The organism is Moraxella lacunata, from assembly GCF_900453205.1.
Lineage (GTDB): Bacteria > Pseudomonadota > Gammaproteobacteria > Pseudomonadales > Moraxellaceae > Moraxella > Moraxella lacunata_B.
The window spans coordinates 68,866-91,514 of the sequence record NZ_UGQU01000001.1 but is presented as its reverse complement, the minus strand read 5'-3'; the positions used below and the strand labels follow the sequence as shown (position 1 = coordinate 91,514).

The 22,649-nt window shown below is 46.8% G+C and carries 16 protein-coding genes and 1 pseudogene; 5 read left to right on the top strand and 12 right to left on the bottom strand.

Annotated features, from left to right (window positions below; genetic code table 11):
- Positions 1–4 precede the first annotated feature (4 nt).
- The 7 genes from aceE to DX073_RS00460 form a co-directional block, all read right to left on the bottom strand.
- Complete coding sequence (aceE, locus tag DX073_RS00490) at positions 5–2,836, bottom strand: pyruvate dehydrogenase (acetyl-transferring), homodimeric type (protein WP_115004551.1); 2,832 nt, start codon at positions 2,834–2,836, stop codon at positions 5–7.
- Positions 2,837–3,151: 315 nt separating this feature from the next.
- Positions 3,152–3,679 carry a hypothetical protein gene (locus DX073_RS00485; protein WP_115004549.1) on the bottom strand — a complete coding sequence of 176 codons (528 nt, stop codon included), beginning with the start codon at positions 3,677–3,679 and terminating at the stop codon, positions 3,152–3,154.
- 288 nt (positions 3,680–3,967) lie between these two features.
- Positions 3,968–4,498, bottom strand: coding sequence for a tRNA (cytidine(34)-2'-O)-methyltransferase (locus DX073_RS00480; RefSeq protein ID WP_115004547.1), 531 nt, complete (start codon positions 4,496–4,498; stop codon positions 3,968–3,970).
- A 20-nt stretch (positions 4,499–4,518) separates the two neighbouring features.
- The gene (gene hemW / locus DX073_RS00475) at positions 4,519–5,700 is read right to left on the bottom strand and encodes a radical SAM family heme chaperone HemW (protein ID WP_181814335.1); all 1,182 of its coding nucleotides are present in this window, start codon (positions 5,698–5,700) and stop codon (positions 4,519–4,521) included.
- Positions 5,701–5,826: 126 nt separating this feature from the next.
- Complete coding sequence (locus DX073_RS00470) at positions 5,827–7,002, bottom strand: DEAD/DEAH box helicase (protein WP_115004543.1); 1,176 nt, start codon at positions 7,000–7,002, stop codon at positions 5,827–5,829.
- A gap of 82 nt (positions 7,003–7,084) precedes the next feature.
- Positions 7,085–7,492 carry a hypothetical protein gene (locus DX073_RS00465; protein ID WP_115004541.1) on the bottom strand — a complete coding sequence of 136 codons (408 nt, stop codon included), beginning with the start codon at positions 7,490–7,492 and terminating at the stop codon, positions 7,085–7,087.
- A gap of 163 nt (positions 7,493–7,655) precedes the next feature.
- Positions 7,656–7,868, bottom strand: a complete 213-nt coding sequence (locus tag DX073_RS00460) for a cold shock domain-containing protein (protein ID WP_029102179.1) — start codon at positions 7,866–7,868, stop codon at positions 7,656–7,658.
- 226 nt (positions 7,869–8,094) lie between these two features.
- On the opposite strand from DX073_RS00460, the gene aroQ reads away from it, so the two are divergent.
- The 4 genes from aroQ (at position 8,095) to nudC (ending at position 12,863) form a co-directional block, all read left to right on the top strand.
- Positions 8,095–8,589, top strand: a complete 495-nt coding sequence (gene aroQ / locus DX073_RS00455) for a type II 3-dehydroquinate dehydratase (RefSeq protein ID WP_115004539.1) — start codon at positions 8,095–8,097, stop codon at positions 8,587–8,589.
- On the top strand, positions 8,586–10,181 hold the full coding sequence (dnaQ, locus tag DX073_RS00450) for a DNA polymerase III subunit epsilon (protein WP_115004537.1): 1,596 nt from the start codon (positions 8,586–8,588) through the stop codon (positions 10,179–10,181). The genes aroQ and dnaQ overlap by 4 nt, the downstream gene beginning before the upstream one ends.
- Before the next feature lie 109 nt (positions 10,182–10,290).
- A complete protein-coding gene (locus tag DX073_RS00445; protein WP_115004535.1) occupies positions 10,291–12,000 on the top strand; it encodes a hypothetical protein in 1,710 nt (569 codons plus the stop codon).
- Positions 11,997–12,863 (top strand): NAD(+) diphosphatase, encoded by an 867-nt coding sequence (gene nudC / locus DX073_RS00440; RefSeq protein ID WP_115004533.1) that lies wholly within the window; start codon positions 11,997–11,999, stop codon positions 12,861–12,863. The genes DX073_RS00445 and nudC overlap by 4 nt, the downstream gene beginning before the upstream one ends.
- Positions 12,864–13,054: 191 nt before the next feature.
- Here the strand turns inward: nudC and leuA are convergent, their stop codons facing one another.
- A complete protein-coding gene (leuA, locus tag DX073_RS00435) occupies positions 13,055–14,785 on the bottom strand; it encodes a 2-isopropylmalate synthase (RefSeq protein ID WP_115004531.1) in 1,731 nt (576 codons plus the stop codon).
- A 245-nt stretch (positions 14,786–15,030) separates the two neighbouring features.
- On the opposite strand from leuA, the gene DX073_RS00430 reads away from it, so the two are divergent.
- Positions 15,031–15,495, top strand: a complete 465-nt coding sequence (locus tag DX073_RS00430) for an Lrp/AsnC family transcriptional regulator (RefSeq protein ID WP_115004529.1) — start codon at positions 15,031–15,033, stop codon at positions 15,493–15,495.
- On the opposite strand, the gene DX073_RS00425 is transcribed toward DX073_RS00430, so the two are convergent.
- The 4 genes and pseudogenes from DX073_RS00425 to DX073_RS14600 all read right to left on the bottom strand — a co-directional run bounded on the left by DX073_RS00425 (position 15,492) and on the right by DX073_RS14600 (position 22,415).
- Positions 15,492–16,091: a manganese efflux pump MntP gene (locus tag DX073_RS00425; protein WP_115004526.1), complete on the bottom strand. Its 600-nt coding sequence runs from the start codon at positions 16,089–16,091 to the stop codon at positions 15,492–15,494. The two genes, DX073_RS00430 and DX073_RS00425, sit on opposite strands and share 4 nt — an antisense overlap.
- A 9-nt stretch (positions 16,092–16,100) precedes the next feature.
- The gene (gene mfd, locus DX073_RS00420; RefSeq protein WP_258556833.1) at positions 16,101–19,721 is read right to left on the bottom strand and encodes a transcription-repair coupling factor; all 3,621 of its coding nucleotides are present in this window, start codon (positions 19,719–19,721) and stop codon (positions 16,101–16,103) included.
- A gap of 63 nt (positions 19,722–19,784) precedes the next feature.
- The gene (locus tag DX073_RS00415; protein ID WP_258556832.1) at positions 19,785–21,608 is read right to left on the bottom strand and encodes a SurA N-terminal domain-containing protein; all 1,824 of its coding nucleotides are present in this window, start codon (positions 21,606–21,608) and stop codon (positions 19,785–19,787) included.
- Positions 21,609–21,716: 108 nt separating this feature from the next.
- Positions 21,717–22,415, bottom strand: a pseudogene (locus tag DX073_RS14600) (DUF1345 domain-containing protein).
- Between the last annotated feature and the right edge of the window lie 234 nt (positions 22,416–22,649).

Genomic DNA, 22,649 nt, shown 5'->3' with positions numbered 1-22,649 from the left:
CTCCTTATTTGGGTTCGGTAATATTGCTGTCGTTAAGCAGTTTGGCATCTGCCTTATCTTCGCTACGCCCTTCGGTGCTGATGGCACTGTCTGGCTCATCTTTTAGCTCAGGCACGGCTTTTGGTGTTGGGCGTGCAGGAGCTGGGGCATCTGGGTAGTAGTCATGGTGTGGTTGCGGCTGCCATGCAGGAAGTTGGTCAGCATCAATACCAAAGCTAGAAATGGCATCTTTAACCAAACGCACGTCAATCTCGCCCTCGTCCGCCAACTTTTTCAAGGTGGCGACCACGATATGAGCTGCATCCACATTAAAGAAGCTACGCAAGTTGGCACGAGTGTCCGAACGTCCAAAACCGTCTGTGCCTAGCGTGGTATAAGGGCGTGTGTCAGGTAGCCAGCCACGAATCTGCTCAGGATAGTTACGCATATAGTCGGTAGCAGCAACCACGATACCTTTGTGTGGGGCAAGCTGTGTGGTGACCCAAGGCAGTTTTGGTTCGTCCGTTGGGTGCAAGCGGTTGTAATCGTCGCACGCCATGCCGTCACGAGTCAGCTCGTTAAAGCTCGTTACACTCCATACGTTGGCTTTGATGTTAAACTCTTCTGCCAAGATACGAGCCGCTTTTTGTACTTCACGCAAAATCACACCCGAGCCAAGCAGTTGCACTTGGGTTGAGCCATTGTCTTCTAGTAGGTACATACCACGCTTGATACCTTCTTCAATGGCTTGTCTGTTGTCGCCAATGGCAGGTTGGTCGTAGTTTTCGTTCATGAGTGTGATATAGTAGTACACACGTTCGCCATTGCCATACATGCGTTTTAGACCGTCATGCATGATAACGGCAAGTTCATAGCCAAAGCATGGGTCGTACGTTACGCAGTTTGGCACGGTGCCAAATAGGATATGACTGTGTCCGTCTTGGTGCTGTAAGCCCTCACCGTTTAGCGTGGTACGTCCTGCGGTCGCCCCAAACAAGAAGCCTTGGGCTTGCATATCGCCTGCTGCCCATGCTAGGTCACCAATACGCTGGAAGCCAAACATCGAGTAGTAGATGTACATCGGAATCATCGGCAGAGCATTGGTTGAGTAGCTTGTGGCAAGACTAATCCACGAACTCATCGCCCCTGCTTCGTTAATGCCTTCTTCTAGCATATGCCCGTCTTTGGCTTCTTTGTAGCCCATGAGTGCTTCGGCATCTTCGGCAACATAGTTTTGACCGACTGATGAATAAATGCCAAGCTGACGGAACATACCCTCCAATCCAAAGGTACGAGCTTCATCAGGAACGATAGGCACAACGTATTTGTTTAGCCCTTTGTCTTTTAATAGTGCTGACAGCAAACGCACAAATACCATGGTTGTGGACTGCTCTTTGCCTTTACTGCCTTGCAACACCCCGTCAAATACAGACAATTCAGGGATTTCTAGTGGGATATGACCGCTACGGCGAGCAGGCAAGTGTCCGCCCAAAGATTCACGGCGACCCATTAGGTATTTGTACTCAGGGCTGTCTTCGCTTGGGCGGTAGAATGGCAAGTTTTGCAATTCGTCATCGCTGATTGGTAGGTCAAATCTGTCACGGAAGTATTTTAGACCGCTCTCGTCTAGTTTTTTTAATTGGTGGGCTTTGTTTACCGCTTGGATTTGCTTGGATAGACCATAGCCCTTGACAGTTTTGACAAGGATAACGGTTGGCTGACCCTTGGTTTTCATGGCTTCGGCATAAGCAGCATACACCTTTTTGGGGTCGTGTCCGCCACGGTTTAGACGCATGATTTCATCATCAGACAAGGCAGACGCCATGTCGGCAAGCTCTGGGTATTTACCAAAGAATTCTTTGCGTACAAACGCACCGTCACGAGCGGTATAAAGCTGATATTCGCCGTCCACCACTTCTTCCATGCGTTGCTTTAACGCACCCGATGTGTCTTTGGCAAGTAGGCTGTCCCAATGGTCGCCCCAAATCACCTTAATCACACGCCAGCCTGCCCCACGGAACACAGATTCTAGCTCTTGGATAATTTTGCCATTACCACGCACAGGACCGTCAAGGCGTTGTAAGTTACAGTTGATAACCCAAATTAGGTTGTCTAATTTTTCACGCCCTGCCATTGAGATGGCACCCAAGCTTTCAGGCTCGTCCGTTTCGCCGTCGCCTAGGAACGCCCACACTTTGCGGTCTTCATCTTTGATAAGGCTACGGTTGGTTAGGTACTTTTGGGTACGGGCTTGATAGATACTCATCAAAGGTCCAAGACCCATCGATACAGTCGGGAACTGCCAGTAATCAGGCATCAAATAAGGGTGCGGATAGCTTGATAGACCTTTGCCGTCCACTTCACGGCGGAAGTTTTTGAGTTGTTCTTCTGACAGACGACCTTCCATAAAGGAGCGAGCGTACATACCTGGGGCACCATGACCTTGATAATAAATCATGTCGCCACCGTGGTTCTCGCTTGGAGCTCGCCAAAAGTGGTTAAAACCAGTTTCATACAAGGTTGCTGATGAGGCAAATGTCGCCAAATGCCCACCCAAATCGTCATCATTTAGGTTGGCACGCATGACCATCGCTAGGGCGTTATAACGCATGATTGAGCGGATTTTACGCTCTAGGTGCAAATCCCCTGGATAAGCAGGTTCGTCTTCAGCGGGAATGGTATTGACATAGGCAGTATCTAGGCGGTTAAAAGGCAAGCCTTCTTGTACTGCTTTATTATATAAGGCTTTTAATAAGAATTGAGCCCGCTCTTTGTCGGCGTTTTTGATGACCGACTCAAATGCATCAAGCCACTCTTGGGTTTCTACATGGTCGGAATCGTTGTAATAGGTCGTCATAAAATTTTCCTACTGTTGTGAATGCTAAGATGAACTTAGCGATGAATGCCAAACATAAATAGCTTGACAGAAAACTATGTCGCTTTTGTGAAAAGCTGTGAAAAGTTACTTTTTATAAAAGCTAATTTTAGCCATATATTATAAAAGACTTTGCCTAAAATTTGTTATGTCTTTTGGTAAATGTTTATCATTGGACTATTTTTTAAATAAATAGTGAAAATAAATTTTGGGTGAAATCATAACAGACATCTCATCCCAAGCCCACTAGCCAAACACCGTATCGCCTACCACCAAAGGATAACCAAGCAGAACAAGTCACTGATAAAACGCCTGTACTTTCTTCTCGCCATCTTTGACAATGTCCACAGGCGTATCATCGCACGGCACTTGATAAATGGTGTTCGCCCCTTTAAAAATATAGACCACATAAGGACTGTCAAGCAGTGGATTGATGTTTTGACTGGCGTCCTTGATCTTTGCCAATACCATCATCTCATCAGGGCGTGCCAGTACACGCTCGACATCAGATTTATCAAGCGATAAGGCATTCACGCCAAAATAATCCCACGCCTCATCCACGCTTATCTCATCCAAAGGTTCGGGGCTATCCCACAGCGTTTTTGCCCCGTCAGGCTCTTTCATTTGCATGACAAAACCGCCCGCCTGCTCACTCACTTTTATCTGAGCAGGGCTATTTTTCTCAACGCTATAACAGCCGACAAATACCCCTGCCTGCCCATCTGCTTTGACTGGGGCGTTATCGGTTGGGGTGGTTTGGTTGCAGGCGGTCAAGCCAAGGGCAAAGAGAATGGATAGGATGCAAGAATGGGATTTGATAGACATGGTGTGATTAATAAAGGTTAAGTTAAATTGACTCGTGTCAGTTTTTGATTTTAGATGATTTTATTAATTTTAAAAGCAAAACCATCAAGCACTGACATCATTTAAAAAATGATAAGTTTGTTAAAGGGTAAATTTTAAAAAAACAAAATTGCAATCAACAATATTTTTTAGACAATCCTTATCGGAATGCATTGCAATTTGTTTATGTTAAAACCTTATTGTTTTGGCAAATGCGACTGTTACCGATATTTGTTATTTTAAAAATTATTCAAATAACAAACCAAACCATCACTCAGGACGGCTAGACAGACGATGGTAGCCCACGCTCTCACCAACATCACCGACAAAACCAAGCTGTCGCCACACTTCATACAGACAAATTGCCACGCTGTTAGATAGGTTAAGACTGCGAGAATCAGGGAGCATGGGCAATCTTAGCCAGTTATTCGCCCCAATGTCATCACGCACAAAAGACGGCAGTCCGTCCGTCTCCGAACCGAACACCAGTGCCACCGAGCTGTTACCAACTTTAAAATCATAGTCATAAAACGGACGGCTAAACTTGGTCGTCATCGCCACGACCGTATCCACGCCCACGCTTGCCAAATAAGCACGGCACGCCTGCCAATCATCATGCACTTGCATGTTGGCATATTCATGATAATCCAGTCCCGCCCGTCTTAGCTTTTTATCATCAAGCTCAAAGGCTAAGGGCTTGATAAGGTGCAGTTTCGCACCTGTATTGGCACACAGACGAATGGCATTGCCGGTATTGTTGGGGATTTTGGGGGTGTAGAGAACAATATGAATTTGTTTCATGGTTGTTATTTCATGGTTTTTTATAAAAAAGCCCGCACCAAATGATTGACGTATTTAAAGCCCATCTTGGTCGGGGCGATGATGTCAGGATGAAACACCATCAGCCCTTGATGTTGCAGGGGTAAAAGCTCATTATCAATGGTACTAATAAGTAGCCCTGTCCGCTCTTCAAAGGTGCGAGTTGTCGTGCCATCCGCCAAACGCAGGGCGTTCATCATAAATTCAAAGGGCAGACTCTCATCCGCCACCCGTTCAAAGCCCACCATCTTTGGGGCGTTATCATAATTTAGATAGTCTTTGGGCAGGCGAGATTTGGCATAACGATAAATGCCATCTGCATAATCATCATGTCCACGCAGTGTTACTTTGCCATGCCCACCTGCCCCAATGGCAAGATAGTCGCCAAACTGCCAATAATTGACATTATGACGGCACGGCTCATCATCACGCCCAACCCATGCCGACACTTCATAATTGGCAAAACCTGCTTGCAAAAGTCGCTCTCGCCCTGCATTCTCTATGCGTTCTAACTCATCATCATCGGGCAGGTCGGGTGGGCTGCGATAAAAGGCGGTGTTCGGCTCAATGGTTAGCTGATACCATGAGATGTGCGTCGCCCCTGCCGATAATGCCATGTTAATATCACGCACGGCAAGTGTGGCAGTCTGATTGGGCAAGCCATGCATTAGGTCGGCATTGATACGGGTAAAGCCTGCTTGTTTGGCGTTTTTGATGGCATTGACCGCTTCATCATGGCGATGTATTCGCCCCAATGTCGTCAATGCCCCATCATCAAAGGACTGCACGCCCATCGATAAGCGGTTGATACCCAGTGCCAAATAGTCGGCAAAAGGGGCGTGTTCTAACGTGCCAGGGTTAGCTTCTAAGGTAATCTCAATATCATCGGCAAAAGGGAGCATCTCACGCAACCCCAAAAAAAGCACCCGATACTGCTCTATCGGCAACAGCGACGGTGTCCCCCCACCGATAAAGATACTCTGTATCGCACGCCCCCCTGTTAAGGCAACCTGCGAGCGAGCGTCAGTCAAAAGTGCCTTAACATAGTCGGCAAAGGGAGCGGACTCGGGCAAGGCGTGCGAGTTAAAATCACAATACGGGCATTTTTTGACACACCACGGAATGTGAATGTACAAAGACAATGGGATATTGGCAGAGTCAAGGATTAGGCTATGTTCGTTCATGGGTTTATGCGGCGTGACACATGCCATGCCTTTTGTTGTTTTTAATGATTGGTTGTTATGATTTTTGTGTTAAGTTGCCATACTATTTGGTATTGTATTTAGCCATCATATCATATCAGCTCACGCCTAGTCTTGCACCAAATCATCAAATTGCAACAAACCAAACTTCATCCCCAAATGCTTCTCTAAGGCAGGCAGGTTAAAAGCGTCATCTTCGCCCACCAAACTAACAGATACGCCCGATTGTCCTGCTCGTCCTGTACGTCCGATACGATGAACATAATCATCAGGCAAGTCAGGCAGAGTGTAGTTAATGACATGGGTCACGTCATCCACATGTATGCCACGCCCTGCCACGTCGGTCGCCACCAGTACATTAACTTCGCCATCTTTAAAGCGTTTTAGGTAACGCTCTCGCTTGGCTTGGGCGACATCGCCTGAAAGCATGGTCACGTCCACATGCTTGCGTAGGTTGTCATACAGGCGTTTGACTTGGTCTTTGCGATTGGCAAAAACAATGGCTTTTTTGACATCATCACTGCCAAGCAACTGCTTTAATGCTGTCAGTTTTTGGCGGTCGGTCAATAGATAAAAACGCTGTTCAATGTTCTTATTGGTACGGCTCTCGGGGGCGATTTCCACAAAAGTCGGCTGATACAGCCAGCGATACGCCAAATTCATGACGTCGGTGTTAAACGTCGCCGAGAACAGCAAACTTTGGCGGTGCGTATTGGCAGGCATTTTGTTGATGAGTCGCTTGACATCAGGAATAAACCCCATATCCAGCATGCGGTCGGCTTCATCTAACACCAACACTTCCACACGGTCAAGAAACAACACGCCCTTTTGCACCCAATCAATAATCCGCCCCGGTGTGCCAATCAAAATATCCATCGGGCGACGGTTTATCTCATTTGCTTGCTTGTCATAATCCGCCCCACCAGTCATACACAAGGCATACAACCCACTGTATTTGACGAGCTCTCGGCAGTCGCTATAAATCTGCTGTGCCAACTCTCGGGTCGGTGCTAGGATTAACGCCCGCGGCTCACCCAAATAACGTGTCTCATCATCACCAAACGGGCGAGAAAGCAGGCTTTGGATGATGGTAATCAAAAACGTGGCAGTCTTGCCTGTGCCTGTCTGTGCCTGCCCAATGGCGTCTTGCCCTGCTAGGGTATGGGGCAAGATTTGGGCTTGAATAGGCGTGAGAGTCTCAAAACCCAAAGCCGATACTGCCTTTTGGATGGGTTCTGCTAGGGGTAAGTCACGAAACGTGCTAAATTGCTCGGTCAAGGGCATGTCCTTTTAAGCTAAATGGGCGAATATTGTTTGGTGTTTTTACCAAATGTTTGTCAAGTTTTTATCTTTTGATATTTTTAAATCATCCATCCAAATCATTAAAACAGGCATTAAGTGAGCCTTCCACAGCTTGCTGAACAAACCGCTCTTTGTCGGCTTTGTCATCATAAACGGGCATTTTATAAATGATGTTCAAGCCGTTTTGCCATGTCTCGTCGATAAATGACACCATGTCTTTTTTTGAAAAACTTTTTTCCACTCTTTTTAGGGCTTTATCAAGGTTTTTCTTGGCTTTGTCTTTGCTGACGCCATTTTGATGGTCGATGGCGATGTCATAAACGCCTTTACTGGCAAGCATGCAAATCCCTGCTATCTCTTCGATTCTGGCTGATTCATCCGCTGATAAGGTCACTGCCGAATGAGCCGTACCGCCAACACCAAGCAACGCTAGGATACCAAGTGTGCAGATAAGTTTGTTTGGCTTTTGCATAATCACGTCTTTATAAAAGAATCAATCTTATATTTTATCATAACTTATCATAACAGGCAAAACCCAATTTAAAAGCCTAATTTTAAAAGCTAATATTAAAGCCCAGTTTTAAAACCTTATAAAAAAAACCCACCCCAAGGGCAGGTTTTGCGTGATTTAAACATCACATTAATTTGGTGACTTCTTCGGCTTGCAATCCTTTATCGCCTTCGGTCACGACAAATTCCACCATTTCACCTTCTCTTAGCGAGCGATAGCCGTCACCGACAATGGAACGAAAATGCACAAACACATCTTCACCAGTGGCACGCTGGATAAAGCCAAAACCTTTGGCATTGTTAAACCATTTAACCTGACCTTGTTCACGAGCAGACATAACACTTCCTTAAAAAATACCACATTGTAACACTTACAATGATACAAATAATCAAATAAGCCTACGCACTACGCAGTTATCGTAAACTCGTGCCTAAATATAGCACACTTTTAAAGGGCTGTAAACGTATGTAACCAAACATTAACAAAAAATTTACGCCCCACTACCTTTAAAAATTTGTTAAAATAATCAGCATTTAACATAAAACACACAGACATCAACACTCATGAATCAAACCACCCCCCTAAACCGTAAATTATTATTACTAAACGGTGCCAATCTGCACTTACTGGGCAAGCGTGAACCGCACATTTATGGCACGACCACCTTACAAGACATCATTCACCGTCTATCCGCCACCGCTCATCAGCACGGTATCCAACTTGACCATTTTCAGTCCAACCACGAAGGCGACATCGTGGACATCATCGGTAGCCAAGGCGTATTGGCGGACGACCACGACAAATTTGATGGGGTCATCATCAATCCAGCCGCCTTTACCCATACGTCCGTTGCCATTCGTGATGCTTTGCTTGCCAGTGGCAAACCCTTTATTGAAGTGCATTTATCCAACGTCCACGCTCGTGAACCGTTTCGCAGTCATTCGTATTTTTCGGATAAGGCGGTGGGCGTGATTTGTGGGCTTGGCGACATGGGTTATGATATGGCATTGGCATGGTTTTTAAAAAATTTATATAAAACAAACGGCGTACACTCATGACCATCATCGCTTATACTGACGGGGCGTGCAAAGGCAACGGCAAGGCAGGGGCGTCCGCTGGCGGATTTGGCACGCACATCATCTACCCCACAGGCGACGTGCTAAACATTTGGGGCGGTGAGAGCGACACCACCAACAACCGCATGGAACTCATGGGGGCAATCACCGCCTTAGAACGCACGCCTACCGACACGCCAATACAGATTTGGACGGACTCGGGCTATGTCAAAAACGGCATTACCCAGTGGATTAACAGCTGGAAAGCCAAAGGCTGGAAAAAAGCGGACGGCAAAGCAGTACTCAACCAAGACCTATGGATACGTCTAGATAACGCCTGCCAACGTCGCACCATTGATTGGCAATGGATAAAAGGACATGCAGGACATGTCGGTAATGAGATGGCGGATAAACTTGCCAATGATGGCGTTACTGGCAGTGGCGAGTTGTTTATCAGTCACGCCCCCACAAATAACCCTGCAAGCGACAAGACAGACAGCAAAACCAATACCGAGCCAAACACCATATCAAAAGAGACAGATGAGACAACCACGATGAATGAGACCACCAACCACGCCCTTAATGACAGTAATTTTCACGGCACTGATTTTCACGACAGTGCCGTTTATGAAAATGATGTGGGCGATGACATGAGTTATTATGCCGACATGGCAAACATGGTTGCAGATGATGAATTTGACCCCACCGACCCAATGGCAGATGTGGGAGCGGATGTTAATGACAGCGAACCAGTCAGCCAAAATCAAAATGAAACCCCCGCCAAAAAATCCAAGAAAAAAACACCACCTGCCCCCATGCAAGTGGTTCGCCACAACCACCAAAACCCTGACTATGACGGACGCACCGATGAGATTCGTGAGCCGTTTTGGGCGGTACTGCCCGACCCCATTCATCGTGGGGCGTCAGAACGTCAGCTGATTATGGATACGGAGACGACAGGCATTGACCCTGCCACGGGCGACCGTATCGTTGAGATTGGCATTGTTGAGATGGTCAAACGTAAGCCAACTGGTGTTCAGTTACATGTGTACCTAAATCCTGACAGGGAGATGGATGATGAAGTCATTGGCGTTCACGGCATTCACAATGAATTTTTGGTGGACAAGCCCCGATTTGCCGATGTCGCTCCTTATGTCTATGAGTTTATGAAAGGGGCGGAAATCATCGCTCATAACGCCCAGTTTGATATGAAATTTTTATCGCATGAGTTTGACAAAGTGGGCATGACCGACTTTGCCGATGTCGTGGAAGTCACCGACTCACTCATGCTTGCCCGCAAAATGTATGCAGGGCAAAAGAACAATTTGGACGCCCTTGCCAAACGCCTAGATGTCGGTCAGGACATTGACCGTTCCTACCACGGAGCATTAAAAGACTCACAGATTTTGCTTGAAGTCTATCTTGCCATGACCAGCGGACAGATTGCCATGAGCATGGAAGAAGAAGGGGTGAGCCAAGATGACAACAGGGGCGAGATTAGTTTTAGTGATTTAAGTGCCTTATCCGCCCAACTAATCCGCTCAAAAGATGACTTCTCTGCCGATGGGGCATGGCGCAAGAGCGTACTCAAATAACAATTTATCCGATATTTGCCCTATTTAGCATAATTTTACTTGCCAAGTTTCGCCAAACATGGTTAAATGTAGCGATTATTAATGCGTGCTGTAAAACAACAGGATTATCATGACTCAATCAGCCAAAACCGCCACCAATTTTGACTTGTCATCACTTCATATTTTGCGTAATGAAATCGGCTCTGTGCTAAAAGACGCCGAAGTGCATTTGCGTGAGTTTTATGATGACCCTGACCAAGCCCCCCTGCTGTTAGACTCAGCAAATAACCTATCACAGTTATCTGCCATTTTTAAATTGATTGCTTTTAACGGAGCAGGACTGCTTGCCGAAAATCTATCAGCAAGTTATACCCTGTTGCATGGTAATGCCGATGGCGACGAAGATGAAAATGAGATTCTGATGACGGACATCTCAGAAGCCATCATGCTACTAGACCGCTATGTTGAATTTGTCTTATTAAAAGAAACGCCCGAACCTGCCCTGCTACTACCCATCATTAATAAACTGGGCGAGCATTTGGGACATGCTGTCATCGAATCCACCACCCTAAACCAAAACATTAACAGCGTCATCATCGCCGACCCCCAAGCAAACTACGCTTCTCTTAGCACGCTTGGACTCAATGTCAGAGCCTTGACCCAAGCCTACCGTGCAGGTCTGTCTGTCATGCTTGAAAATAAAGACGGGGTCATCTCTGATGATGAACGTCAAAAATTAGATGGCATGACCAAAGCCTGTGCTTTGATTGCCCAACATTCTGACACCTTATTTTGGCAATCGGCAAAGACCATCACCCAAAACATCGCCAACGACCTACCGCTAAGCCATGCCAAAAAGCGTATCTTGGTTTATCTAGAACAGCAATTTTCTGACTATCTGCCGATTGAGGACCGTCGTTTTGCCGAAATGGTCAGCTTTGCTTGCAACAAAAACAAAGATTTTGCCACCCTTGCCAATCAAAAGTACGCCCTAAACCGAGTAAGCGACACCAAGTTTAGCGAAATGCAACGTTTCTTATTCGGGCCCAACCGTGAAATCACCGATACGCTCAATAATTTGATTCAAGAGCAAATAGAAACAATCAAACAAAAAGTAGATAAATTCGTGCGTGCCTCTAACGGCATGGGTGAGATTGGTGACATGGTCAGCATTGATGACATCAAAGCCGAGCTTAATACCTTATCCCAGACCATGACCTTGTTAGAGCTTACCGACGCTAGCCAAGCACTAACAGCAGCGTCAGCACAAGTGAGCGGATGGCAAAATCCCACCCTAGAAGACTTGGACACATTCTTAGATAAACTATTGGTTGCTGAGAATGCTGCCATCTTCCTTGCCAAGAGCCACACCCCTGGGGCGGTTAAATTACCCCTACACAACCGTGAAATCTCACTACATCAGCTCGATACTTCTTCACTACATCAGCTCGATACTTCTTATGAAACTTTGGTCAAAGAAGCACGTAGCAACCTAACTGCGGCGACTTTGGCATTGACTGACTATATCGCAGATAGCAACCGCGACATCATGAATCTGCAAAACACACCTGAGATGATTCGCCAAGTGGCGGGAGCAGCAGCGTTCCTACGCCTATCTGCTATCTCAGCTCAGCTATACCTGTTGGCTCGTCGCTTAGAAAACGGACTGCTTGATAAGGTCAAAACCTCCCCTGATAATGAGCTGATTCGCATCAGCAACGCTTGGGCAGATGTCTTGGTGGCGGCAGACTTTGAATTTGAAAACTTTGAAGAAAACCGCCCTACCAATGAACAAAGCATTCTCATCAGCCAAAATAGCTTAAATCAGCTCGTGGCATGAGCCATCAGAATATCAACACAGTAGACGCCCAGTCATCGGCTACCCATGTAATATGGGTCGTTGATGGCGAGCGTGTTTTTTGTCGTGATGGCAAACCTTATGCGTTTTGTCATACTAAGATAGGCATAGATGGCTTAGACGACTTGGATGATGGTTTGGATGACACACTAGGCGTGGTTGAACTGCTACATTTTGGACATGATGGCAGACGGATATTTGCCATGGATTGTCAAAAGATGACTAAGCCATATCCTTTTGATGGCGAGTTTATCGCTTATCGCCATGCCGTTGCCGCAACCGACAGCCACACCGCCCATGAAATCTCGGCAGGCATTCAGCTGTTATTATGGCAAAAGGGCAATCAATTCTGTGGCTATTGTGGCACCAAAACAGTACGCCACCGCAAAGAAAACGCCATGGCATGTCCCACCTGCCATCAGCATTTTTATCCCAAGATACAGCCTTGTGTCATCATCGCCATCACCCGTTCCTGCCCTGTGACGGGTCAGTCCCAAATCCTATTGGCACAACATCATCGCCATCAGGCAACAGGCATGTATGGACTTATCGCTGGATTTATGGAAGTGGGCGAGAGTGCCGAGATGACCATTCATCGTGAAGTACTAGAAGAGACCGGCATTCACGTGGATAACATCCGCTACATCAAAAGCCAAGCTTGGCCATATCCGACCAATCTCATGCTTGGCTTTTGTGCCACTTATAAGTCGGGGGATATTGTCATCGATGAAGATGAGCTGTCCCATGCTCAGTTCTTTGGTAAAGATGACCTGCCACTAATTCCCAAGCAAGGGACAATTGCTTATGATCTGATTAGTCAAACATTAGGGCTAAATAAATGCTAGTGCATGCCTATCATTGATGACATCTTAACACTATTGATTTACCTTACCTTTAGATGTATTTATAATAAAAAATTGCAATTTACCCTTATGACCTATTGTGCTTGAATAAGTCACAATTCATTCTCACGCCCCATATTGAAAAAAAACAAAGAGCGAATATTCTCGCCCTTTTGATCATTACACCACAACAATTACCACGCCTGCGACAATGCCGACAGCACGCCTTTTAGCATGGCAGAGACGGTACTGCTACACACGCCAATGCCTGAATACACCTTGCCTGCCACATTAAGCTGAACGTACGCCGCCGCCGCTGAGTTGGTTTGGTTGTCGCCCAGCTCATCATCAAGCAGGCTCTCGGTCGCCTTGGTGTTAATGGCATGCTCTGAATAATTGGTCACGTGAATGTCCTTACCTGTCGCCTTGACCAGTCCGTCAATAAATGCCGACAACGCCCCATTGCCCTGCCCGATGATTTCTAGCACATCTGTGGGCGTGGCGATTTGTCCGTTAAAGGATACGTCTCCGCCCTTGTTGTTAATCTGATAATCACTTAATTTAAAGGTCTCTTGGGTCAGATAAGTCTTGGTAAAGATGTCAAGGAGCTCATCTGTTTTTAGCTCACGAGCCAAACTCTCGGCTTGGTTCTGCACCACTTTGGCAAAATCAATCTGCGTCCAGCGTGGCAAATCAAAGCCATAATGACGTTGCAGAATATACGCCGCCCCACCCTTGCCCGACTGGCTATTGATACGCACCACGTCTTGATAGCTCCGCCCGATATGCACAGGGTCAATGGGCAAGTATGCCACGTCCCAATGCTGTTCGGTTTCGGGGTGCTTTTCATTATAATCAAGCGACTTTTTAATGGCATCTTGGTGCGAACCGCTAAATGCCGTGAACACAAGTTCACCGACATAGGCATGGCGTGGGTGTACGGGCAAATTGGTGCAGTCGGTCGCCACTTGCACAATCTCGCTCGCCTGCGACAAGTCAAGCTCAGGGTCTACCCCTTGTGTGTACAAATTCATCGCCATGGTCAAAATATCCATGTTGCCCGTACGCTCGCCATTACCCAACAATGTGCCTTCCACACGGTCAGCCCCTGCCATCACGCCAAGCTCACTTGCCGCCACGCCACAGCCACGGTCGTTATGCGTGTGCAGGCTCACAATTACGTCTTTACGGCTTGGCAAGTGACGACAAAAATACTCAATCTGGTCGGCATATAGGTTGGGCGTGGACGCTTCTACCGTTGCAGGTAGGTTCAAAATCACTTTTTGCCCATCTTGGGGTCGCCACACATCGCACACCGCTTGGCACACTTCTACGGCAAAATCCGTCTCGGTCTGGCTAAAACTCTCAGGACTGTACTGAAAAATCCACTCGGTCTCGGGATAACGTTTGGCAATGTCTCTTAGCAGGGTCGCCCCACCCACCGCAATCGCCTTAATACCGTCCTTGTCAAGCTGATACACCTTATCACGTTGCACCCTTGAGGTGCTATTATAAACGTGAACAATGGCACGTTTTGCCCCTTTTAGGCTCTCAAAGGTACGCTCAATCAAATGCTCACGAGCCTGTACAAGCACCTGCAAAGTAACATCATCAGGCACATGGTTTCCTTCAATCAAAAGGCGTGTAAAGTCAAATTCCACTTGGGCGGCAGACGGAAAACCAATCTCAATTTCCTTGAAACCAACCGCCACGAGCAATTTAAAAAAGCGTAATTTTTGCTCAATGGTCATCGGGTCAATCAAGGCTTGATTGCCGTCTCGCAAATCCACACTCGCCCAAATCGGGGCTTTTTCTATGCGTTTGTCGCACCAAGTGCGGTCGGGCAGGTGCGGGGCGAATTCAAAAGGGCGGTATTTGGTAAAATCAAAAGCGGGGTTTTTGGGGGTGATTTTGGGTGTTGGCATGGCTAGGCTCGCTATATTTTTTAAATTAAAATCGTTCGTGGTGAGCTTGTCGAACCACAAGGGTTTTCCCGCCCTTCGATAAACTTAGAGCGAACGGAAAACCTTAATAAATCATTGTATTATCATACCAAAATTTTGCACTAATTTTTACCAATTTTACAAAAATTTTTGGCAGATTTTAGCCATATTTACCAAAAAATGCTGATTTTATGGTAAAATCCACCAAATTTTGATAATTTTCCAACATGAACGCCATTAGCCTAGACCCTATTGATCACAAAATCCTAAAACTACTCACGGACAACGCTCGCCTTGCTATTGCCGACATATCCGAGCAAGTCAATCTGTCCGCCACGCCTGTCATTCGCCGAATTAAACGGCTTGAAGACATGGGTGTTATCACAGGCTATCACGCTCATACGTCCGCACGCTCACTGGGTAACACATTGTCCGTCTTTGTGGCGGTCAGCATGGATAAGCACACCGCCGAACGCTTTGGCGAATTTGAAAATCACATCAAAACCTTTGATGAAGTGGTGTCATGTAGCCTTGTTACAGGGCGGTCGGAAGATTATCTGTTAAAGGTCGTGGTGCGTGATATGAGCCATTATGAAGAGTTTTTGCTCCATAGGCTAAGCAAAATTGACGGGGTCAGTCAGTTACACACGAGTTTTGAGTTACGGGAAGTGTTTGATAGAAGTGCGGTTTAACCATGCTCCACCAAGTGCATCCCCAAAATAAACACACCGATACCAATTAGCATCACACCACCCACACCCATCGCATAACGCCCAAAGCTCGCTCCCAAGCGGTTGCCAAGATACAGTCCGCCTGTTGCCATAACAGTCGTGGCAAGTCCTATCAGCACGCATGCCAAGACGATGTTCACGTCCAAAAACGCCAGCGACACGCCCACCACCACCGAATCAACGCTTGTGGCAATGGCGGTAATGAGCATTAGGGCGATGTTTGAAGTGTTTGCTTGTTTTTGCTCGGCTTTTTGTTCATTGGTTTGCTTATTCGCTTGTTCATCATGACACACCGCCCCATAAATAAACCGCACGCCCAACGCCCCAAGCAGTCCAAAGGCAACCCAATGGTCAAAGGCTTGCACCCAACTCTCAGTAGCCTTACCCAAGTAATAACCGATAAACGGAGCCAGCCCTTCCACCACCCCAAAGAACAGTCCACCCTGCACCGCTTGCCATAGGCGTGGGCGTTGCTCGCTTGCCCCTTTTGCCACCGCCACCGCAAAGGCATCCATTGCCATGCCAAAAGATAGGGTGGTGAGTGTAAGTGCGTTCATGGTCTATCCTTATTCTTTGACAATATACCCATGCAAATATTTCATGAGTTCAAACACCACATTCGTCCGCCCCACCACGTCTTTTTCATCTTTAAAGGTGTATTTTAGCCCTGTCGCCCCATTCATGCGATAGCCGTCATTAGACTGAATGAGCTTGATAATCGCCAAACCGTCCACAGGCGTATCCGCCTTAAACTCCATGCTAAGCCCATGAGCAGTTACGTCAATTTTGCTAATGCCAAGTGGTATGCTTTGCACTCGCATTTTGTGCACCAAAAACAAATTGGCAAGGGCGGTCGGCATCACCCCAAAACGGTCTATCATCTCGGCACGCATCTCATTGAGCTCGTCCACCGTCTCGGCATTGGCGATACGCTTATAGCACAAAAGCCTCTCATGCACGTCCGCCAAATAATCGCTCGGTATCAAGGCAGACGCATGAATGTTAATATCACTCACCAAATCAAGCGGGGTCGCTAGACTTGGCGTGTTGCCCGATTTTATCGCCTTTGTGGCACGTTCTAGCATATCCATATACAGCCCAAAACCAATGGTCTGCATATTGCCCGACTGCTCTTTGCCCAAAATCTCGCCTGCCCCACGAATCTCCAAATCCTCGCTCGCCAGCATAAACCCTGCCCCAAGCGTGTTGGCTCGGCTAATGGCATCAAGGCGTTTTTTGGCGTCAGTCGTCAGCCCCTTAATGGACGGCACAAACAAATAACAATACGCCTGATGATGAGACCGCCCCACTCGCCCACGCAGTTGGTGCAACTGGGCAAGCCCAAATTTATCGGCTCGGTTGATAATAATCGTATTGGCGTTTGGCACGTCAATGCCTGTCTCAATAATGGTACTGGCAACAAGCACATTGGTTTTTTTATGATAAAAATCACTCATGACATCGTGAAGCTCTTTCTCCGCCATTTGCCCATGAGCCACGCCCACACGCACCTCAGGAATCAGCTCGGACAAGTTCTCCGCCACCGTGTCAATGCTCGCCACGTCATTGTGCAAATAATACACCTGCCCCCCACGCAAAATCTCACGCAAAATCGCATCTTTGGTTGTCTGCTCACTCTTTTCAGCGACAAAAGTCTTAATAGCAAGCCGTCTGGCAGGCGGTGTGGCAATGATAGAAATGTCCTGCATACCCGATAATGCCATATTGAGCGTGCGTGGAATGGGTGTGGCGGTCATTGTGAGCGTATCCACGTCCGCTTGCATGGCTTTGATTTTTTCTTTGTGGCGTACGCCAAAACGGTGCTCTTCGTCAATTATCATCAAGCCTAGATTTTTAAATTTGACATCGTCTTGTAGTAGCCTATGCGTACCGATGACAATATCCACCTTGCCGTCCGCCAAATCAGCCAACACCTTGTCTTGGGCTTTTTTACCGACAAAACGAGACAAGCTTTCAATCCTAATCGCCCAATCAGCAAATCTGTCCTTAAAACTGTCCTCGTGTTGCCCCGCCAGTAGCGTGGTTGGCACAAGCACCGCCACCTGATAGCCTGCCTGCACCGCAATGAATGCCGCTCGCATTGCCACTTCTGTCTTACCAAAGCCCACATCGCCACAGATAAGCCTATCCATGGGTTTAGTCTGTTTCATATCAAACATCACCGCTTCAATGGCACTTTGCTGGTCAGGCGTTTCATCATAGGCAAAGCCACTAGCAAACAGCTCATAACTTGCCATATCAATGTCAAAGCTAATGCCTGCTTTGGCGTTTCGCCTTGCCTGCACATTCAAAAGCTCCGCCGCCACATCATAAATGTCGGTCAAGGTCTTTTGGCGTGCCTTGTCCCACTTGCCCGAGCCAAGTTTTGACAATTGCACCGCCTCGCTATCGGTACCGCTATACCGCCCAATCAACGCAAGATTGGTAATCGGCACATAAACATTGGCATCATCGGCATATTTGATATGGATAAATTCCTGCTCGCCCTCACCCACATCAAGCACAACAAGCCCTTGATACCGCCCAATGCCATAGGACAAATGCACGACAAGCGACCCTTCGGTCATCTCGCTTACCGACTTTATCAAAAAGGCTTGTGATAAGGCATTTTGGCGTTTGCGTTTGGTGGTGGCGACCACCCGCCCAAAAATTTGCGTTTCGCTAATGACACAAAAACCTTGGTTTTGCTCATTTTTTAACCATAATCCACGCTCTATTGGGGCAACAGTTAGGGCAATTTTTTGGGTAAATTTATCCAAATTCGCCAAAAACTCACCAAAATCCGCCACCGTGTCGCTGTCAAGTTTGCCCTTTAATAATTCTAAAATAATCTCACGGCGACCTGCACTTTCGCACACAAGCAAAATCGGCTCATCGCACGCCCCCACAAAGTCCAAAAACTCGCCCAATGGTTCGTCTTTTTGATGATTGATTGGCAAATTGGGGACAGTATGGACGGTAAATTGACGAAATAAGGCAAGTGGATTTTCTTTATTGCCATTCGCTGTTTTCCGTTCGCCCTGAGCCATGCCTGCGGGTGGCGGAAAACCGTCATGGTTCGACAAGCTCACCACGAACGGTTGTTGAAATACTGCCCTTGGGTAAGTTTTTAAGGCTTGAAAAAATTCATTGCTTGGCAAATACAAATAATCAGGGGGCAGGATTGGCACGTCCTTATCAAACGCCCGAGAATGATAGCGTGCGTTTACCTGCTCCCAAAAGTCGTGATGATGAGCGGACAAATTGTCATCACAGACAACCAGCGTATTTTTGGGTAAATAATGAAACAGCGTGCCTGTCGTTTGCCATTCATGCAAGTCAAAAAACAGCGGTGCGTAATACTCCACCCCAGACGGCTGTATGCCATTCATGACATCGTTATAAAATTCCACCTTGCGAGCGGACGCATTGGGGAATAGGCTGGCAAAATTCTGGCGGAACGCCTCTTTGTCGTCTAAGTCAAATTCACGGGCAGGCAACAGGCGAAAACTTGCCACTTTGGGCGATGTTGGGGTGGTTTTGTCGTCAAATACGCCGTCTTTTTTGAGCTTATCAAGCTCTTCATCGGTAACGGTTCGCTGGGTATCAGGATTAAAAAATTTAATCGTTTCTATCTCATCGTCAAATAATTCCAAACGAAACGGCAAGACTTGCCCCACCGCAAAAATATCCACAATGCTCCCACGCACGGCAAATTCGCCCGCCATATAGACGTTGTCCACCGCCTTGTAGCCTGCCTTGGCAAGACGTTCACGCTCATGCTCTATATCAAAGGTGTCGCCCACATTCAAATCAAAAAACCGCCCCAAAAGATAGCTTGGCGGTGTGATTTTTTGCATGAGTGTCTGCACGCTCACCAGTAGCACGCCACTTGTCGGCATGTGGGTCAAAAGGTCAATCCGCTCGGAAATAATGTCTTGGTGTACCGACAGATTGTCATAAACAAGCGTCTCATAATCGGCAAACACATGGGCGGATATCCCAAAAAAGTGCAGTTCATCGGCAAGGCGTTGCAGTTCGCTTTGGGATTGGCAAATGACTAAGGTCAAATGGTCTTTGCTTTGGGTGCTAAGGGCGGATAGCCACAGGGCAAAACTTGCGTCCGTTTGGGCGATAAAGTGGGTGTGGAAATTGGGTTTGGTGGTAGGGGTATTGATATTTATCATTAACATGACTCGTCTAATGAAAAACCCATATTGTGAATATGGGTTTTTGATATTATGCTTGTCTTAGTGTCCAGACATGGCTTGTTCATTGATTTGCACTTCTTTGGTGTCACGCAGGTAGTGCAAATAGTCTTGGAGTTGGTCTTGACCGACATTATCACGGATGATTTGTGAGGCTGACAGACGTTCTGCATCCGAGATTTGGGCGGTTGCCGTGCTTTGGGCTTTATCGCCCACCATGACACTCGCCCCTGCATCCGTCTCTACCACCCACGCACTCATGCCGTCTTTGTTATGTACAAACAGGCTAGCACGCTCGGCAGGCAGTAGCTCTGGGCTTTGGCGAGTGACCACGCCTAGACGCTGGGCAGACTTGGCAAGGGTCGCCGGGTCTTCTTTGGCACGAGCATTGGCTGTGTCTAGGGCAAGTTTGATGGCCTTTTGTTTGGTTAGGGTCGCCTTGATTTGCTCACTCGCTTCTGCCAATGTCAGCTCTCTGGCATCTTGGTAATTGGTCGGCTGTACCCACACCGTTTTGTCAGCGAGCGTGATGTTGGGACTGACCGATTGGTCGCTGATGGCAAAGTCGTCAAAGGCCGCCGACACCACCACAGGAGCGGACAGCTCGCTGGTGTTGTTATCCTTGGTATAGCTTTTAATGCTACGGGCGGTCAGTCCCGTCTCTTGGGCGATGTCGCTAATGCCCATACTGTCGGTCGCCATGGTGTTGATTTTGGTAATCATCTCGTTCATGGCGTTAGCACGTTTACGCTCGGTCGCTCGTTTGGTTAGCTCATCACGCATGCTATCAAGGCTTGGGGCATCGCCCATTTTGGTGACTTTAAAGATGTGATAACCAAACCCTGTCTGCACAGGCTCGCTCACGCCCCCTGCTGTCAGCCCACTGATGGCATTCTCTACAGCACTGCTACTGTCACCAAAAAAGGCAGGGTTATAGCTTCCGATGTCGCCACCGCTCTCACCTGTGGGGTCATCCGAATGTGCTTTGGCAAGTGCTTCAAAAGACTCGCCTGCATCAAGTTTTGCTTTGATGTCTTTGGCACGACGCTCGGCATTATCTCCCATCAAGAGAATATGCGACAACTGTCTGCCATCGCCTTGACCTTGTAGGCTGGCTTGATATTCTGCACGAATCTCATCTTCACTCACAGCATCCACTTTAATGTCAGCATCGCTTAGAGTGACATAAGCCAAATCCACGCTTGGCGACTGAATCATGTCTTTTTTATTGGCGTTATAATAAGCCTCAATCTCAGCAGGGCTAACCGTCACTTTATCGGCAAAATCCTGCCAGTTATAACGCACCACCCACGCTTCACGGCTTTGGGTTTGCAGGTCTATCAAGCGACTGATTTGACTGTCAGGATAAACAGCCGTTCCCAAAATACTGCTCGTGAGCTGTCGTAGCGACAACTGCGTGCGAAACATGGCAAAGAGCATGTCCTTGGTCATGCCGCGACTTTGTAAATACTGAGCAAACACATCATTAGAAAATTTGCCGTTAGCATCATGGAAAGTCGGGTCAGCTTGTAGTAGACGAGTAATGGCATCATCAGAGACCGTCATACCAAAAAACTGAGCTTGGTTTTCTAACAACGCTCTGTCAATCATGCTGTCTAACACTTCATCATTTAGGGCTTTATCATTAATCAGACTGCCATCCACTTGTTCAAGCAGGCGAGTCCGATAATTATTGACCTCTGACTGAAAGGTTGTGGTATCAATGGCAGTATCGCCCACTTTGACGATTTGGTTGGGGGCAATCTGCCCACCACCGCTAAATGACTGCACACCCAAAAATGCCATAGGAATGAGCGTGATGATAAGCACCGCCTTACCCGCCCAACTCTGCATAAAATTACGCATTTTTTCCATAATACATCACTTTTTAAAATCACAAAAACTCTTTATGATACAACATTTTGGCAAAATTCTCTACCAATTTTCACACCCATTTCATCACATTAAATCATTTTATGGCGAAACCAGCGACCCCATCATCTCCATCACCAGCGACAACACTGCCGTATTAAAGAAAAAGGACAATACACTATGAAACGTCCCCACACGACGGAGTTTTTTACTGGTAAATGAGACATCAGGCACGCCCCCTGTCGCCCCAATACCCAACGCAAAATACAAAAAATCCCAATAATCAGGGTTGTTTTCATAAGGAAAATCAAGCGGATATTTATCGTCATGAGTGGCATCATAATAACCATGGGCATAATACAAGGCGGTATTGTTAAATAAAGATAGATTTTAAGGTTTTCCGTTCGGACTGAGCTTGTCGAAGTCTAGGAAAACCGTTATGGTTCGACAAGCTCACCACGAACGGCTTTCTAGAAAAGTATACTCAATTAACAATACCTACAAGGCAAACAAAGTATGGATAAACAACCATGAGACAATGAGCGTACCAAAAGTGATGCAAACATGTAAGGTAGAGAGCCAACCTTCATACTGAGCACTGATACGCATCTCATTAATAATGGCAATCATACTAATAAAAGACGTGATTAGTATCAAAATAAGCATGATGCGTTTGCGTTCATACTGCTCATGAGCTCGTTTTTTGATGTCTTCGGAGTTCGTTGTAATGAACATTCTAAGTGCCAGTAGCAAATACGCTACCAAAAAGCTGTCCCACGCCAACAAATACACCGTCTCCATGTTAATGCTTGGCACAAACCGCTTTAAAAAACGCACATCAGACAAAGAAAAATACACACAAATAGCGACAATGATTGAAATAGCAAGGTTAATGTTATCCCGAAAAAAGTCATAGATTTTATAAAGCAAGGTGCCTTTTTTGGGAGTTTTGATGTTAAATATTGGCATGGGTATGTTCAAACAAGCAAAAAGGCAAAAATTATAACACAAGCCTTGTTTTATCATGTTTGCTTT